This is a genomic window from Salinicoccus sediminis (genome assembly GCF_000986795.1).
GTDB classification, from domain to species: domain Bacteria; phylum Bacillota; class Bacilli; order Staphylococcales; family Salinicoccaceae; genus Salinicoccus; species Salinicoccus sediminis.
Window position 1 is genome coordinate 224,769 of sequence record NZ_LAYZ01000001.1, and the last position, 15,589, is coordinate 240,357.

At 48.9% G+C, this 15,589-nt stretch carries 16 protein-coding genes; 14 read left to right on the forward strand and 2 right to left on the reverse strand.

Going from position 1 to position 15,589, the window contains the following annotated elements; translation table 11 throughout:
* The first annotated feature begins 1 nt into the window (after position 1).
* From prmA to WN59_RS01170, 11 genes are all read left to right on the forward strand, one after another.
* Positions 2-934, forward strand: coding sequence for a 50S ribosomal protein L11 methyltransferase (prmA, locus tag WN59_RS01120; RefSeq protein WP_046511289.1), 933 nt, complete (start codon positions 2-4; stop codon positions 932-934).
* Between the two features lie 4 nt (positions 935-938).
* Positions 939-1,676: an RsmE family RNA methyltransferase gene (locus WN59_RS01125; RefSeq protein WP_046511292.1), complete on the forward strand. Its 738-nt coding sequence runs from the start codon at positions 939-941 to the stop codon at positions 1,674-1,676.
* A 71-nt stretch (positions 1,677-1,747) separates the two neighbouring features.
* Positions 1,748-3,100: a tRNA (N(6)-L-threonylcarbamoyladenosine(37)-C(2))-methylthiotransferase MtaB gene (mtaB, locus tag WN59_RS01130; RefSeq protein WP_046511295.1), complete on the forward strand. Its 1,353-nt coding sequence runs from the start codon at positions 1,748-1,750 to the stop codon at positions 3,098-3,100.
* An 81-nt stretch (positions 3,101-3,181) separates the two neighbouring features.
* Positions 3,182-3,847 (forward strand): deoxyribose-phosphate aldolase, encoded by a 666-nt coding sequence (deoC, locus tag WN59_RS01135; RefSeq protein WP_046511297.1) that lies wholly within the window; start codon positions 3,182-3,184, stop codon positions 3,845-3,847.
* Positions 3,848-3,951: 104 nt separating this feature from the next.
* Positions 3,952-4,128, forward strand: a complete 177-nt coding sequence (rpsU, locus tag WN59_RS01140; RefSeq protein WP_017548804.1) for a 30S ribosomal protein S21 — start codon at positions 3,952-3,954, stop codon at positions 4,126-4,128.
* Positions 4,129-4,250: 122 nt separating this feature from the next.
* Entirely contained in the window at positions 4,251-4,946 is a 696-nt protein-coding gene (locus tag WN59_RS01145) for an NfeD family protein (RefSeq protein ID WP_046511303.1), read from the forward strand.
* A gap of 24 nt (positions 4,947-4,970) precedes the next feature.
* Complete coding sequence (floA, locus tag WN59_RS01150) at positions 4,971-5,981, forward strand: flotillin-like protein FloA (protein WP_046511306.1); 1,011 nt, start codon at positions 4,971-4,973, stop codon at positions 5,979-5,981.
* 11 nt (positions 5,982-5,992) lie between these two features.
* Positions 5,993-6,715 carry a hypothetical protein gene (locus WN59_RS01155; protein WP_046511309.1) on the forward strand — a complete coding sequence of 241 codons (723 nt, stop codon included), beginning with the start codon at positions 5,993-5,995 and terminating at the stop codon, positions 6,713-6,715.
* A 104-nt stretch (positions 6,716-6,819) separates the two neighbouring features.
* A complete protein-coding gene (locus tag WN59_RS01160) occupies positions 6,820-7,590 on the forward strand; it encodes a DeoR/GlpR family DNA-binding transcription regulator (protein ID WP_046511311.1) in 771 nt (256 codons plus the stop codon).
* Positions 7,568-8,482, forward strand: coding sequence for a 1-phosphofructokinase (gene pfkB, locus WN59_RS01165; RefSeq protein WP_046511314.1), 915 nt, complete (start codon positions 7,568-7,570; stop codon positions 8,480-8,482). The genes WN59_RS01160 and pfkB overlap by 23 nt, the downstream gene beginning before the upstream one ends.
* Positions 8,482-10,365: a PTS fructose transporter subunit IIABC gene (locus WN59_RS01170; protein WP_046511317.1), complete on the forward strand. Its 1,884-nt coding sequence runs from the start codon at positions 8,482-8,484 to the stop codon at positions 10,363-10,365. Before pfkB ends, WN59_RS01170 begins: the two co-directional genes overlap by 1 nt.
* Before the next feature lie 69 nt (positions 10,366-10,434).
* Here WN59_RS01170 and WN59_RS01175 read toward each other — a convergent pair whose 3' ends face one another.
* Positions 10,435-10,926, reverse strand: a complete 492-nt coding sequence (locus WN59_RS01175; protein ID WP_046511320.1) for a small multi-drug export protein — start codon at positions 10,924-10,926, stop codon at positions 10,435-10,437.
* Between the two features lie 135 nt (positions 10,927-11,061).
* Here WN59_RS01175 and WN59_RS01180 point away from each other — a divergent pair, with 135 nt between their 5' ends.
* The gene (locus WN59_RS01180; RefSeq protein ID WP_046511322.1) at positions 11,062-12,240 is read left to right on the forward strand and encodes a M20 metallopeptidase family protein; all 1,179 of its coding nucleotides are present in this window, start codon (positions 11,062-11,064) and stop codon (positions 12,238-12,240) included.
* 36 nt (positions 12,241-12,276) lie between these two features.
* Here WN59_RS01180 and WN59_RS01185 read toward each other — a convergent pair whose 3' ends face one another.
* The gene (locus WN59_RS01185; protein ID WP_046511325.1) at positions 12,277-12,852 is read right to left on the reverse strand and encodes a hypothetical protein; all 576 of its coding nucleotides are present in this window, start codon (positions 12,850-12,852) and stop codon (positions 12,277-12,279) included.
* Positions 12,853-13,037: 185 nt separating this feature from the next.
* On the opposite strand from WN59_RS01185, the gene WN59_RS01190 reads away from it, so the two are divergent.
* Together WN59_RS01190 and WN59_RS01195 are read left to right on the forward strand one after the other, a co-directional pair.
* The gene (locus WN59_RS01190; RefSeq protein WP_046511328.1) at positions 13,038-13,310 is read left to right on the forward strand and encodes a GNAT family N-acetyltransferase; all 273 of its coding nucleotides are present in this window, start codon (positions 13,038-13,040) and stop codon (positions 13,308-13,310) included.
* Between the two features lie 88 nt (positions 13,311-13,398).
* A complete protein-coding gene (locus WN59_RS01195) occupies positions 13,399-15,579 on the forward strand; it encodes a DNA topoisomerase III (protein WP_046511331.1) in 2,181 nt (726 codons plus the stop codon).
* Positions 15,580-15,589 lie beyond the last annotated feature (10 nt).

Genomic DNA, 15,589 nt, shown 5'->3' on the forward strand with positions numbered 1-15,589 from the left:
TATGAAATGGCATGAAGTTTCAATTAGCACGACAAAAGCAAACGAGGATGCTTTCTCTTTATTCCTGAACGAAATTGCCAAAGGGATCTCTGTGGAGCATTCGCTGGAACTGCTGAAGGAAGATGTAGAGGATTTCGACGACAAATACCGTCTGGATCCTGACACCCTGCCAAAGACTGATATCCGCATACTCGTCTACTTCGACGAAACAGAGGATATTGAAGCCAGACTCGCAGAGATTCACCGTTTCATGACGGATGCCGGGCTGGAGCGCAAAGAGGATATCCATGTAGAGAGCAGCATCATCGATGAAGAGGACTGGGAAAATGAGTGGAAGAAATACTTCCACAGTTTCCGGGTTTCCGATAACTTCGTCATCGTACCCTCATGGGAAATCGAGGATTATGAATTCAGAGAAGACGACAGGCTGATAAAGCTGGATCCCGGCATGGCGTTCGGCACGGGCGACCACCCGACGACAGGCATGTGCCTGAAATTCATCGAACGTACTGTCAGGCCGGAACACAAGATCATCGATGTCGGGACCGGCTCCGGCATACTGACGATCGGCGCGCACCTGATGGGTGCGCGGGACCTGAAGGCGACCGACATAGACGAGCTGTCACTGAAAGTCGCCAGGGAAAACTTTGAACTCAATGAATGTGCCGGGGATGTGACTGTTGAAACCGGCGATCTTCTGACGAGTGAAGATGACCAGTATGACATTGTCATTGCGAATATCCTTGCCCATATTATCGACCAGATGATCGATGATGCATTTGAGACGCTGAAATTCGGAGGGGTGTTCATCGCTTCCGGCATTATTACGAAGCGCCGTGATGATATCATCCAGCATATGGAGGCAGCAGGCTTCAATATTGCCGAAGTCCTCGAGGAAAACGGCTGGGTGAGCATCATGGCCAGGAAGGCATGATGATATGCAGAGGTATTTTACGGACGAAGAACTGACTGCCGGCGCGGTATACACGTCTGGCGCCGACACCCACCACATGAAGAATGTGATGCGTTTCAAGCCGGGTCAGGAATTCCATATGGTCGACAATACCCGGACCGCCTTCCTCTGCGAAGTGACAGAGACGGATGATCATGTACACTACAGAGTGGTTTCCGAGGTCGAAGAATCACCGGAACTGCCGGTCAGGACGAGTATATTCTGTCCGCTCCTGAAAGGTGAGAAGTTCGAGTGGATGATACAGAAGTCGACGGAGCTCGGTGCATCCGACTTCCATATCTTCGAAGCGGACAGGAGCATAGTGAAACTTGACGGCAAAAAACGTGCAAAACGCCTCGAACGCTACAACAAGGTTATCAGGGAAGCCGGTGAGCAGAGCCGGCGGAACATGATTCCCCATATAAATTTCGGAAAATCTCTGGAAAACACGGATTTTGGAGCGTTCGATGCAGTGGTTTTTGCATACGAAGGCAATGCCGGCAATCCGGCAGCCGGCCTGGAGCATGTGCTTGAGACAATCCGGGTTGGGGACAGTATTGCCATTGTCTTCGGGCCGGAAGGCGGATTCAGTGACAATGAAGCCGCACTGATGGAGAGGTTCCATTCTGTCCGTCTGGGGCCCAGGATTCTCCGTGCTGAAACGGCCCCTCTATATGCACTCTCAGCAATTAGTCATCAATTCGAACAGCCCGCCTCTGATTGAAGAAAGAGGCGGGCTGTGCTATTATGTCAAGAAGATGAAATCATCAAATATACAAGGAAAGATCTGATTATATGAACGGAAAAACAATCGCATTTCACACTTTAGGGTGTAAAGTGAATCATTATGAAACAGAAGCAATGTGGCAGATTTTCAAGGATGATGGATACAGCCGTGTTGATTTCGATCAGAATGCGGATGTTTTCGTGATCAACACCTGCACAGTCACCAATACCGGGGACAAGAAGAGCAGGCAGGTCATAAGACGCGCAATCAGGAAGAATCCGGATGCCGTTGTCTGTGTCACAGGGTGCTACGCACAGACCGCACCCAAAGATATCATGGACATACCGGGTGTCGACATCATCATAGGGACAGAGGACCGTGACAAGCTCCTCGGCTATGTCGACCAGTACCACAGGGAACGTCAGCCGATCAACGGTGTCAAAAACATCATGAAGAAGCGTACATATGAGGAGATGGACGTCCCTTATTTCACCGACCGTACGCGTGCAACCCTTAAAATACAGGAGGGCTGCAACAATTTCTGTACATTCTGCATCATCCCGTGGGCACGCGGGCTCATGCGCTCACGCGACCCTGAGAAAGTCGTCGAACAGGCAGCGCAGCTGGTGGATCAGGGATATAAGGAGATTGTACTGACGGGCATCCATACCGGAGGATACGGTGAAGATCTGAAAGACTACAACCTGGCACAGCTGCTCCGTGACCTGGAAGAGGTCGACGGGTTGAATCGCCTCAGAATTTCAAGCATCGAAGCAAGTCAACTGACTGATGAAGTCATTGACGTCATCAATGACTCCAACAAGATCGTCCGTCACCTGCACATCCCGATACAGTCCGGCAGTGATACTGTATTAAAACGCATGCGCAGGAAATATACGATGGAATTCTTCGAATCCCGCATCGTCAAACTCAGGGAAATCATGCCCAACGTGGCAATTACGAGTGATGTGATCGTCGGCTTCCCCGGCGAGACCGAAGAGGAATTCATGGAGACATATGACTTCATCAGCAAGCACCATTTCTCAGAACTGCACGTTTTCCCTTACTCCATCCGGACAGGCACACCGGCAGCAAGGATGACCGACCAGGTGGACGAGAACGTAAAAAATGAGCGAGTACACCGTCTGATTGAACTGTCGGATTCGCTGGCACAAAAATATGCTGAAATGTTCAAGGATGATGTGCTGGAGATCATTCCGGAAGAGGAAAAGGACGGAAAGCTCATCGGCCATTCCGACAACTACCTCAAAGTTGAGGTTGAAGGTGATGCATCGCTTACAGGGGAGCTTGTCAAAGTCAAAATAACAGAACCCGGATATCCTGTGAGCAAAGGCGAAGTCGTCAAAGTGCTTGAAAAACCGATGGTGAAAGCCTATGCCTACCTTGAACGGACAATCTGATGAATGTGGAATCATTTTGTTGTATAATTGTATGAGAAAGCCCGTGGCGGGCTTCAGTTACGGAATCGGAGGAAAACAGACATGGAACTATCCAAATATATCGATCACACTTTACTAAAACCTGAAACGACACAGGATCAGATTTTCGAGCTCTGCCAGGAGGCGATGGAGCATAATTTCATGAGTGTATGCATCAGTCCTGCATGGGTGGCGACGGCTAAGGAAATATTGAAGGACAGCGATGTTAAAGTATGTACCGTCATCGGTTTCCCGAGCGGGGCAGTGACGTCTGAAGTTAAGGCATTTGAGACGATGAACGCAGTGCAGAACGGTGCTGACGAAGTTGACATGGTAATCAATATCGGTGCGCTTAAATCCGGCAATGAGGATTATGTATTCAACGACATCAAAGCTGTATGCGATGCTGCCGGTCAGGAGACGATCGTCAAAGTGATCATTGAAACGGCATTGCTCGACAGTGACGAAATTGTCAAAGCAAGTGAAATCAGCAAGAAGGTCGGCGCTGACTTCGTCAAGACTTCAACCGGCTTCAACGGCGGCGGTGCCACAGTTGAGGACGTGACGCTCATGAGACTCACCGTAGGGGAGGAAATGGGTGTCAAAGCGAGCGGCGGCGTGCGTTCGTATGAAGATGCAAAAGCGATGATTGAAAGTGGTGCGACACGTATCGGAGCGTCCAGCGGAATCGCCATAGTACAGGGCGGAACAAGTGACAGCGACTATTAATTTCCGGTTGACCGGTTTTTATCATTGTATTATAATATGTGAGTACATAGTATAATACTGTGTAAACCAGATAGGCTTTTGTTTATTCGGAGGGAGGGAAAATCATGTCTAAAACAGTTGTTAAAAAGAATGAACCAATTGAAGACGCGTTGCGCCGTTTCAAGCGCACAGTTTCAAAAAGCGGTACAATCCAGGAGGCTCGTAAAAGAGAATTTTACGAAAAGCCAAGTGTGAAACGCAAGAAGAAATCTGAAGCTGCCCGTAAACGCAAATTCAAGTAATCCGTCTCCCTCGGATAAATATCTATACAGAAGACAGCATAAAATTATATGCTGTCTTTTTTTTGTAATAATTTAAATAATTGTTTTATTGATGTATAATGAAGGTAATGGAGGGGATTCTAATGGCGGCTATTACAACAATCCTGAATACATTTCTGCTGTCGAGTGTTCTGGCCGATTTCAGGGATGTAGTGACAATGCCATGGGTTGCCTTTATTTTACTAGCAGTTTTCTTCCTGGGTGTCATCTACCAGCTGTTTTCGGAAAACATGAATTTCACCGGGGTGATGGCGGTGCTGTCCATCATCGCCTTCTACTCCGGCCACCTGCTGATAAGTGATTACAGCGGACTCTCCCTTGCACTGTTCATCATCGGTACCATTTTCATCGTCGTGGAGTTTTTTGTCATCGGTGCCATCCTGGGCATTATCGGTGGCATCATGCTGCTCGTCAGTATTTTCCTGGTGAGTAACAATGTGGCCTTATTCAGCCTGTTCATGTTGGCTATCGTCATATTAGCAATCATAGAGTGGGTGATATTAGTGAAATTTAAAAAGAGTAAAATTCCGTTCCTCAACAAGTTCATACTGACTGATGCAACGGATGCCGAATCAGGGTATACTTCTTTTGACGACCGTTCATATCTTATTGGTGAACAGGCTGATGCGGAAACCGCTCTGAGACCGGCCGGCATCATCCGTCACGGGGATGAGCGCATTGATGCTGTTGCTGAAGGAGCGTTCATCGAGAGCGGCAGAACAGTGAAAATCATTCATGTCGAAGGAACACGCGTAGTTGTACGTCCGGTGGAAGATTAATATCAATTGGAAGGAGTACAAAGCATGAACTTGTTCTTTATTACAGGATCGGGCCTGATGATCATATTCCTGGTCATCATTGCCTTTATCGTCATTTCATTCTTCCTGTCATTTGTTCCAATCGGCTTGTGGATTTCTGCAATCGCAGCAGGGGTCAATGTCGGCATCTTCTCCCTTGTCGGGATGAGGCTCCGCCGCGTCAAACCGAAGCGGGTCATCGAACCGATGATCAAGGCGCACAAAGCAGGAATCAAAGTTGCCACGAACCAGCTTGAGTCACATTTCCTCGCGGGCGGGAATGTAGACAGGGTGGTCGATGCACTGATCGCAGCACAGCGCGCCAATATCAATCTTACATTTGAAAGGTGTGCGGCCATAGACCTTGCTGGGCGTGACGTACTGGAAGCCGTACAGATGAGTGTAAACCCGAAAGTCATCGAGACACCATTCATCAACGGTGTGGCTATGGACGGTATCGAAGTCAAGGCGAAATCACGCATCACCGTACGTGCAAATATCGACAGACTCGTCGGTGGTGCGGGCGAAGATACAATTGTAGCCCGAGTGGGTGAAGGTATTGTTTCGACAATCGGTTCTTCGGAAAAGCATACAGCGGTTCTTGAGAATCCTGACAGCATCTCACAGACTGTCCTCTCAAAAGGCCTGGATTCAGGTACAGCATTTGAAATCCTTTCCATCGACATCGCAGATGTGGATATCGGTAAGAACATCGGTGCCGACCTTCAGACGGAACAGGCAGTGGCCGATAAGAATATCGCTCAGGCGAAAGCAGAAGAGCGTCGTGCAATGGCCGTAGCGCAGGAGCAGGAAATGAAAGCCCGCGTACAGGAAATGAGAGCGAAGGTCGTAGAAGCAGAATCCAAAGTGCCGCTCGCATTTGCTCATGCACTTGAAAGCGGAAATATCGGAGTTTCAGACTATTACAATCTGAAGAATGTCGAGGCAGACACCAACATGAGGGATTCCATCAACAAGATGACAAATCCGACTCGTTACAATGATGAAGACGAATAGGTCGTGATATCATGGAAATACTACCTCTTCTCATCTTTCTTGGCGGAATAATCTACTCTGCCATCGCCAGTCAGAAAAACAAAGACAAGAAGGAACAGAGGAATATAGACCCGGGCAAGTTGAATAATCCAAACAAGAGATACAACCGTCCGTCTGCATCCGGCAGGCAGGAGAATTCAAAGGGGTTCTTCGAACAGGTCAAAGGTGAACTGGAACGCTCATTCGGTGCTTTTGATGAGGAATCGGATACGAAAGAGAAACAGTCCCGGAAGGTGGACATGAGCAGCAGCGAACGTCCTTCTTCTCAACGACCCGAAAGGACAAGGACAGAGCGTCCGATGTCCGACCGCTCATTCGGCAGATCCATTGAAGAAAAAGCCAGAGAATCAAAGGCGGGCAGCAAAGCGATGGATTACTATGAGGATAAAGTGTCGACAGACCGTTCAAGGCACAAAGAGCGTGCACAGAAAGCCAAAGAATCCGTATATACGGAAGGGTTCGACCGTTCCGAAGCTGAAAAGCGTGTGAAGGGCATCGGACGGGATTCCGCTGAACGTTCCCGTTACTCTCTGGATGAAGATGATCTGTTCGGTGAATCAGCCGGCAAATCGTATGGTGAAAAAGGGCAGCGCGAACCTGTACTGAGTAAAGGTGATCTGTCATTTGACAGAAAAGCTGTACTCAATGGGGTCATATTTTCAGAAATTCTCGGTAAACCCAAATCAAAGAGATGACGTCAGCATAAGCTGGCGTTTTCTTTTTATTTAAAAATGATTGAAAATGATTATTAATGATTGACTTTGATTGATGAGAATGATAATTTATAGAGGGTGATGAAATGATAACCAACCAGAGATATGAAAAAATCATGGATTGTCTGAATGAAAGAGGGACGGCATCGGTCAATGATCTTGTTGATATAACAAACAGCAGTACGGCCACTGTGCGCAGGGATCTGACGCATCTTGAATCCAAAGGGCTGTTGAAGCGGGTTCATGGCGGCGCGACGGTGGAGCAGATGGAACGGGAAGAGGATTACACTGAGAAATCCGTTAAAAACCTATCCAAAAAGCTCAAAATCGCTCAGATCGCTTCGGAACTGATCGAAGACGGGGATACTGTATTCATTGATGCGGGAACAACGACCTATGAAATGATGCCGTTCATAAAAGCATCCGAGGTGACAGTTGTGACAAACAGCATCACACTGATCGACCAGCTTGTCAGAAACGGGCACCAAACCATTGTTTTGGGCGGCAGGGTAAAACCGGCAACGAAAGCGGTGGTTGGTCATGATGTCATCGAAAAACTCAGGACCCTGTCCTTTGACAAGTGTTTCATAGGTGTAAATGCAATCGACCTCCATCACGGCTTCACCACACCGGATGAAGATGAGGCCTATATTAAAAAGACTGCTGTAGAACATTCGCGGAGAGCGTTTGTACTTGCTGACAGCTCTAAATTCGAAAGAAGCGCATTCGTCAAATTTGCACAATTGGAGGAGGCGTCAATCATCACTGAGGATCCGGATCATCCTTTTCTTGTAAAAGCAAGATCAGGAACAGAAATCACAGGAGGCGAAAGCAATGATATATACCGTGACGTTTAACCCCTCGGTTGACTATGTGGTAAGGCTGGATGAAGTTGAAACCGGTGCTCTGAACAGGACCGGCGATACAGAAAAATATGCAGGCGGAAAAGGGATCAACGTATCAAGAGTATTGAAGCAGCTGGGAAGGGAATCGACAGCGCTTGGATTCTGCGGCGGTTTTACCGGCGGGTTCATTAAAGATACTTTGGAATCACAGGGAATCTCCCACCGGTTCATCGAAATCGAAGAGGACACCAGGATCAATATAAAACTCAAAACTGCATCTGAAACGGAGATCAATGCAGACGGTCCGAAAATCACGGACGAAAACGTTGAATCATTGAAAGATCAGCTGGCCGGACTCACCGGTGATGACCATGTCATATTTGCAGGAAGTGTACCGAAAGGGCATGATCGGCTGTACGAGGAGCTCTCGCGGCTGCTGTTTGAAAAAGATATATCATTCTCCATAGACACAGAGGGCGGGAAACTGACCTCCACTCTGCAGTATAAGCCGTACCTTATCAAACCGAACCTTTTCGAGCTTGAAGGGATTGCGGGCAGGAAGCTTGTCCGTGACACGGACATAGTAGAAGCTGCATATGAACTGGTTGAACGGGGAGCTTCGAATGTCCTTGTCACTCTTGGAGGGGAAGGGGCGGTTTTCGTAAATTCCGACGTCCGGCTGCGGATCCCTTCTCCAAAAGGAGTATTGAGGAATTCAGTTGGAGCCGGCGATTCCACCGTGGCCGGTTTCATCGCCGGGTGTGAAAGCGTCATAGAAGAGCGGATACGTTATGCGATTGCCTGCGGCAGCGCCACGGCATTCAGTGACGATCTTGCCTCGTGCGGCGAAATCGAGGCACTCGTGCCTCACATAGAAATCAATTCAATCGAAGGGGTGAAATGATGAGAATAACTGAATTGCTGACGACTGATACAATCAACATGGATGTCAGTGCCGGAGACAAGGATTCTGTCATCGGGGAACTGGCACAGGGGCTCTATGACGCCCGCAGGATTACGGATAAAGACAAATTTGAAGCGGCAATCCACAGGAGGGAATCACAGAGTACGACAGGTGTCGGGGACGGCATCGCCATTCCGCATGCCCAGACAGGTGAGGTCGCCGCTCCTGCCATCATGTTCGGAAGAAGCGAAGCCGGCATCGATTACGACTCCATGGACGGACAGCCTGCATTTTTATTCTTCATGATTGCAGCGCCGGAGGGCCAAGCCACCACTCACCTTGATGCATTGGCCAAGCTGTCGACCATATTGATGAACGGGGAGGCAAGGGACCGGCTGATGGCAGCCAAGTCGCCGGAAGATATCATCAATACAATCGACCACTTTGATGAATCGCAACCATCGGAGGAGGAAGCAGGGGCCGCAGAACCATCCGACAGACCTTTCCTTGTTGCCGTTACCGCCTGTCCGACAGGGATTGCCCATACCTATATGGCGGCAGATGCAATAAAGAAAAGAGCCGGCGAACTCGGCATTGATATCAAAGTGGAAACAAACGGCTCGGCAGGAGTCAAGAACCCGCTGACATCTGAAGATATAAAAAGGGCCACGGGCGTCATCGTTGCTGCCGACACAAATGTTGAAATGGCTCGCTTTGACGGTAAGAATGTGGTAGAGGCCCCTGTCGCAGATGGCATCAAGCGTCCTGAAGAACTGATAAACCAGTCTATGGACAGCGACAGGCCAAAGTATTCCGCAGGATCAAAAAAACAGGGTGATGCAGATTCAAACAGTGGTTCAAAAGGGAAATCATCCATCTATAAGCACCTGATGAACGGTGTATCCAACATGCTGCCTTTTGTAGTGGCAGGCGGTATACTGATTGCAGTGAGCTTCATGTTCGGCATACATTCAGCAAATCCGGACCATGCGGACTACAATCCGCTGGCTGAAATGATCAACTTCATCGGTTCGAATGCCTTTGAACTGATGATTCCTATACTCGCCGGCTTCATTGCCATGAGTATCGCAGACAGACCCGGCCTTGCTCCCGGCATGGTCGGCGGACTCATGGCATCTGCGATGGGATCAGGCTTCCTCGGCGGGCTCATAGCCGGGTTCCTTGCCGGCTACCTGATGGTGGGCATCAAGAAAGCACTTGAAAACCTGCCCCAGGTACTGGACGGATTGAAACCGGTCCTTTTATATCCGCTTCTGGGTGTATTCCTGACCGGTGTCATCATGTACTATATCGTCGATCCGCCGGCGACAGCACTGAATGATTGGATGAACACGACGCTCAGCAACATGAGCGGCGGAAATATCGTTCTCCTCGGAGCGATTGTCGGCGGCATGATGGCAGTCGACATGGGCGGACCGGTCAACAAGGCCGCCTACGCATTCGGCATTGCTGCACTATCCGCCGGCAATCCCGAACCGATCACAGCAGCCATGATCGGCGGTATGGTGCCGCCGCTGGCCGTTGCTTTTGCAACGATGGTGTTCAGGAACCGGTTCACGCAGGTCGAACGTTCATCCGGCCCGACAAACCTGATCATGGGCGCCTCCTTCATCACAGAAGGTGCGATACCGTTCGCTGCTGCCGACCCGATACGCGTCATCCCTTCAATGATCATCGGTTCCGCAACAGCCGGCGCACTGGCAATGGCCTTTGCAACATCGATTAACGCACCGCACGGCGGTCTGTTCGTCGCCCTTACAATCGGTGAAGGAAAGCTTATGTTCCTTGCATCACTGCTCATCGGGGCAGTCCTGTCAGGCGTAATCCTCGGGCTCCTTAAGAAACCGGTTGAACAGAACTGACTTTACAATTGAAAACTGGATCAGCATGAAAATCGGGCCGGCAAAATGCCGGCCCGATTTTTCGTCTGTTTACTGATTCAGGACGTCTTTCAGGAACTGTCTGTCACCGAGCCCGATTATATCCACTCCGTAGTAAAAGAGTATGGAGATTGTGACAGTGGATACTGTGACGCTGAGAGTCACCCACCAGAATGTCGCTTTCTGTGAGCCGCCAAGGATGACCGCCATGAGTGCAGTGAAATGGCTGCCTACCAGGAACGGACCGATGAATGCCAGGCCGGGCAGGCCGTACTTCCGGAAAATATTTTCCGCCCGCTCACTTTTACTGCTTTTGTTTTTTTCTGCTTTTTCACGCCTGTCCAGATACCATTTTTTAATCCGGTCCATCATGATGATGAGGATGAGGAGGGTCAGGAGGTTGCCGGCAATCCCGATGATATTTGTCATGAAAAAATCCATGCCGCCGACGATGCCGATCGGAACGACGAGGAACGCTTCGAGGAGCGGTACAGCGGAAAGTACGAATACGATGATATAGGCAATCAGCAATGAGATGTTCATAGTACCTCCTGTATTTCAAATATAATTAAAGTATAAACGAATACCACCCGTATGAAAAATGATGCTGGTCAGCAATGCAGGTTTATTTGAAAAATGATATACTTATTGAAAATTCTAAAATCAGGGTGATAGAAGATGGATGTTTCCAAAGAAATTATTGATGATGCGATTGATTTCAGAAGAGAACTGCACAGAAATCCGGAACTCAGCACCATGGAACATGAAACCTCCCGGCGTATACGCGGGCAGTTGGACAAGCTGGGGATTCCTTATAAAGACGGGTTTGCCGGTACAGGCATACGCGGGATCATAGAAGGGAAGCACCCGGGCGGGACAGTTGGCCTCAGGGCGGATATTGATGCACTGCCGATCGATGAAATGTCGGGGGAGCCTTTCAGTTCGGAGAATCCCGGTGTCATGCATGCATGTGGACATGACGCCCATACTTCGATGCTGATTGCGACTGCACGCGTGCTCCTCGGGCGCCTTGACGAAATACATGGAACTGTACTGCTCCTATTCCAGCCTGCTGAAGAGCTTTCCCCTGTGGGGGGCTCCCAAAGGATGATGGATGACGGCGTCTTTAAAGACTATACACCTGACGTCCTGATTGGACAGCATGTATGGCCGGGGCTCGAAGTTGGAAAATTTGGGGTGATGTCCGGACCGATCATGGGCAACTCGGATAAATTTTTCCTGAAGATAAAAGGTTCCGGCGGGCATGCATCCATGCCTCATGACACCGTGGATGCAATCGTCGTTGCGAACCAGGTCGTTTCATCTCTCCAGACAATTGTCAGCAGAAATGCCGATCCCATGGAACCGGCAGTCGTGACTGTGGGCCGTTTTGAAGGCGGCACAAAACATAATGTCATTGCGGAGACGGTCGAAATAGAGGGCACGATCCGCACGCAGTCCGACAGGATGAAACAGCTTGCAAAAGAACGGTTCTTTGAGATTGTTGAAAAGGTGACCGAAGCAATGGACGCCGAAGTGGAGATACAGTTTGATGACGGCTACCCGGCCACAGTGAATACCAAAAAATGGGCAGACAGGCTCTATGATACTGTACACACATTATACGGAGAAGACGCCCTGCCGAGAGTGAACCCAAGTCTCGCAGGTGAGGATTTCAGCAGGTTCCTGCAAAAGTATCCCGGTGTCTACTACTGGCTTGGCAGTTCGGTCGGAGAAGGGCAGAAGCCGTTGCACAACCCTGCATTCAGGTTCAATGAAGACGCCGTCCATTACGGGGTGAGCGTAATGAGCCAGGCGGCCATTGATACTCTGAACACATTGAATGAGAATGAATGAAAATAGACCCCGTCCCGTAGATTTGGGACGGGATCGTCATACCTGGGCATTGATTTTACCATCACAGTATTCCAGGGCTTCACTTGCGTACCCGGCGAAAGCCGGATCGTTATTTTGAATTGCCAGTGATCGGGCCTTATCAAAAGCTGCTCTCGCCCAGTTGTAATGCCGCATTTCCATGTAGCATTTCCCGCGCTGATATTCCAGTGTTCCTGCGTATTGGTCATAATCATGCCTGTTGATGATGGTTTCAGCTTTTTCGAAGCACAACAGTGCTTTTTTGTATTCATCGGCATATATATAGCTTACACCGAGATTTATGAAGGAGTGCACCTGTCTGTGTTCCTCATCTGACAGCAGACGCAGGTTCTCTGAATGATAATGGATGGACTCATCCGGTTTGTTTATTATTCTGTAAAGGTTGCCCAGCGATCCGGTTGCGAACAGTTTCTCCTCTATGGAAAGCTGATCCTGCTCCAGCTGTTCCTCGAGATTGAATATGACATCCAGTACTTTCACATCACCGTCTGCCTGTTCCCTCAGATTCTGCTCCGGGTCATAATAAGCATGCTGAAATACATTTTCAACTCTTTTTACAATCGAATGATTCATCCACATCATCCCCTCTGTTTTTAATGTGAACCCTCCATGACTGTTGACATTTTACACGTATAGCATACCACTAACTCAATAATGTGGAAAGCGGTAACAGTCAGCAGCTGCCTCCGGATGTTTGAAACATCCGGATTAGGTAAATAGACCAGTAATGATAATACAGATTATGAGGAGGAAGCAGCTTGGATATTAAAAAAGGCGATAATAAATTCTTCATCGGCGAAGATGAGCTCAACCCGGAAGGTGAACTTGTTTTTGACACTGATGAGAATGGGGACTATGTGATCAAACATACGGAAGTGAAAGACAGTCTCAGCGGCCAGGGAGCGGGAAAAAGACTTGTGGATACGATGGTCGACTTCGCCCGACAGGAAGATAAGAAGATAAAGGCGGAATGTCCTTTTGCCAGAAGTGTGATGGAAAAGGATGATGAGTACAGACAACTGCTCAAATAGATCAGCGATGCCGGGGCTATCATTCCCCGGCATTTTCTCTGCCCTAGATATGGTGTATACTGTCAGGGTACGCGAAAGGATGATAATATTGGCGAAAAGTGTAGTATTGGCTGAAAAACCTTCAGTCGCACGTGATATTGCAGGTGTGCTGAAGTGTCATAAAAAAGGGAATGGATACCTTGAAGGGGATAAGTATATAGTGACATGGGCGCTCGGCCACCTGGTTACACTGGCGGATCCGGAAAGCTACGATAATAAGTATAAGCAGTGGAAACTTGAAGATCTGCCCATGCTCCCGGAACCATTGAAGCTGACGGTCATCAAAAAATCAGGCAAACAGTTCAATGCAGTAAAATCACAGCTCATCCGCAAAGATGTAGACAGAATCATTGTTGCCACCGATGCCGGCCGGGAAGGTGAATTGGTTGCAAGATGGATCATCGATAAAGCGAAAATCCGTAAACCGATTGAACGACTGTGGATCTCTTCAGTTACGGATAAGGCGATCAAAGAAGGTTTCGAACGGCTGAAGCCGGGCAGGGATTATGAGAACCTGTACAAGGCGGCAGTCGCCCGTTCTGAAGCAGACTGGTATATCGGACTCAACGCTTCAAGGGCATTGACGACAAAGTTCAATGCCCAGCTCAACTGCGGACGTGTCCAGACACCGACCCTTGCGATGATTGAGCAGCGGGAAAATGAAATCAGGAACTTCAAAACAAAGACCTATTACGGCATGGAAGCCTCCACTGGCTCAGTCAGATTCACATGGCAGGACGAGAAGGGCGGCAGCCGCAGTTTTGATGGCGGGAAAATCGACTCCATCATCCGAAAAATGGGCAATGAACACATGCAGGTGACGGATGTAAGGAAGAAAACGAAGCGGACCTATGCACCATCACTGTATGACCTGACGGAACTGCAGCGGGATGCAAACAAACAGTTCGGCCTTTCCGCCAAAGAAACACTGAATGTGATGCAGAATCTTTATGAAAGGCACAAAGTGGTGACGTATCCAAGGACGGATTCCAGATACCTGTCGAGTGATATCGTCTCCACCATACCCGAACGGCTCAAGGCTTGCGGCATAGGCGAGTACAGAAGTACGGCAACGAAAATCCTGAGGAATAAGATCCATGTTAATCATACATTCGTCGATGATAAGAAGGTCAGTGACCACCATGCCATAATCCCGACGGAAAATCATGTCCATCCTTCGGACTTCAGTGAACAGGAGAGGAGGGTCTATGACCTGATCGTCAAAAGGTTCCTTGCCGTCCTTCTGCCCGCACATGAATATGAACAGCTGACAGTTACTGCAGCGATGGGGTCGGAGTCATTCACAGCCCGCGGCAAAACAGTCAGGAAAAATGGCTGGAAGGAAGCTTATGCAAACAAATATGATGATGAAGAGAATGATGTATTGGATCAGCGGCTGCCGGAGTTAAAACCCGGTGATGCGCTTAAAGTACAGAATGTCACACGGACCACAGGTCAGACGAAACCGCCTGCAAGGTTCACAGAGGCGACGCTTCTGTCAGCGATGGAGAACCCGGCAAAATATATGGAGGTCCATGACCGCAAACTGAAAGAGACGCTTCAGTCGACGGGCGGCCTCGGAACCGTGGCGACACGTGCAGATATCATAGACAAACTCTTCAATTCATTCATGGTGGAACGCCAGGGGCAGCAGATCAGGATCACTTCCAAAGGCAGACAGCTGCTGGAACTGGTGCCGGAAGCTCTGAGGTCCCCTGCTACAACCGCAATATGGGAACAGCAACTCGAGGATATTGCCAGAGGCAATCTGGAGAAAGATGTCTTCATAGAAGAGATGAAAGCACATACGAAAAAAATCACTGCGGAAATTAAAAACAGCGATAGAAAATATAGACATGACAATATCTCTGGTAAAACATGTCCGGACTGCGGAAAACCGCTTCTCGAAGTGAACGGCAAGCGGGGCAAAATGCTCGTGTGCCAGGACCGGGAATGCGGACACCGCAAAAATGTGGCAAAGACGACAAATGCAAGATGCCCGAAATGTAAAAAGAAAATGACGCTGAGCGGCGAAGGTGACGGACAGATATTCACATGCAGATGCGGCTACCGTGAAAAGCTTTCGGCGTTTGAAGCCCGCCGCAAAAAAGAGGGCAGAGGCAAGGTGGACAAACGCACGGTCAATAAATATCTCAAAGATCAGGAAGAAGAGGAGCCGATCAATAACGCCCTCGCAGAACAGCTCAAAGCCCTGAACCTGGATAAATAAGTGCAATACT

What these genes read in the sequence shown, in the direction of transcription:
- prmA (WP_046511289.1), top strand. Translation starts at nt 2, where the DNA reads ATGAAATGGCATGAAGTTTCAATTAGCACGACAAAAGCAAACGAGGAT.
- WN59_RS01125 (WP_046511292.1), top strand. Translation starts at nt 939, where the DNA reads ATGCAGAGGTATTTTACGGACGAAGAACTGACTGCCGGCGCGGTATAC.
- mtaB (WP_046511295.1), top strand. Translation starts at nt 1,748, where the DNA reads ATGAACGGAAAAACAATCGCATTTCACACTTTAGGGTGTAAAGTGAAT.
- deoC (WP_046511297.1), top strand. Translation starts at nt 3,182, where the DNA reads ATGGAACTATCCAAATATATCGATCACACTTTACTAAAACCTGAAACG.
- rpsU (WP_017548804.1), top strand. Translation starts at nt 3,952, where the DNA reads ATGTCTAAAACAGTTGTTAAAAAGAATGAACCAATTGAAGACGCGTTG.
- WN59_RS01145 (WP_046511303.1), top strand. Translation starts at nt 4,251, where the DNA reads ATGGCGGCTATTACAACAATCCTGAATACATTTCTGCTGTCGAGTGTT.
- floA (WP_046511306.1), top strand. Translation starts at nt 4,971, where the DNA reads ATGAACTTGTTCTTTATTACAGGATCGGGCCTGATGATCATATTCCTG.
- WN59_RS01155 (WP_046511309.1), top strand. Translation starts at nt 5,993, where the DNA reads ATGGAAATACTACCTCTTCTCATCTTTCTTGGCGGAATAATCTACTCT.
- WN59_RS01160 (WP_046511311.1), top strand. Translation starts at nt 6,820, where the DNA reads ATGATAACCAACCAGAGATATGAAAAAATCATGGATTGTCTGAATGAA.
- pfkB (WP_046511314.1), top strand. Translation starts at nt 7,568, where the DNA reads ATGATATATACCGTGACGTTTAACCCCTCGGTTGACTATGTGGTAAGG.
- WN59_RS01170 (WP_046511317.1), top strand. Translation starts at nt 8,482, where the DNA reads ATGAGAATAACTGAATTGCTGACGACTGATACAATCAACATGGATGTC.
- WN59_RS01175 (WP_046511320.1), bottom strand. Translation starts at nt 10,926, where the DNA reads ATGAACATCTCATTGCTGATTGCCTATATCATCGTATTCGTACTTTCC.
- WN59_RS01180 (WP_046511322.1), top strand. Translation starts at nt 11,062, where the DNA reads ATGGATGTTTCCAAAGAAATTATTGATGATGCGATTGATTTCAGAAGA.
- WN59_RS01185 (WP_046511325.1), bottom strand. Translation starts at nt 12,852, where the DNA reads ATGAATCATTCGATTGTAAAAAGAGTTGAAAATGTATTTCAGCATGCT.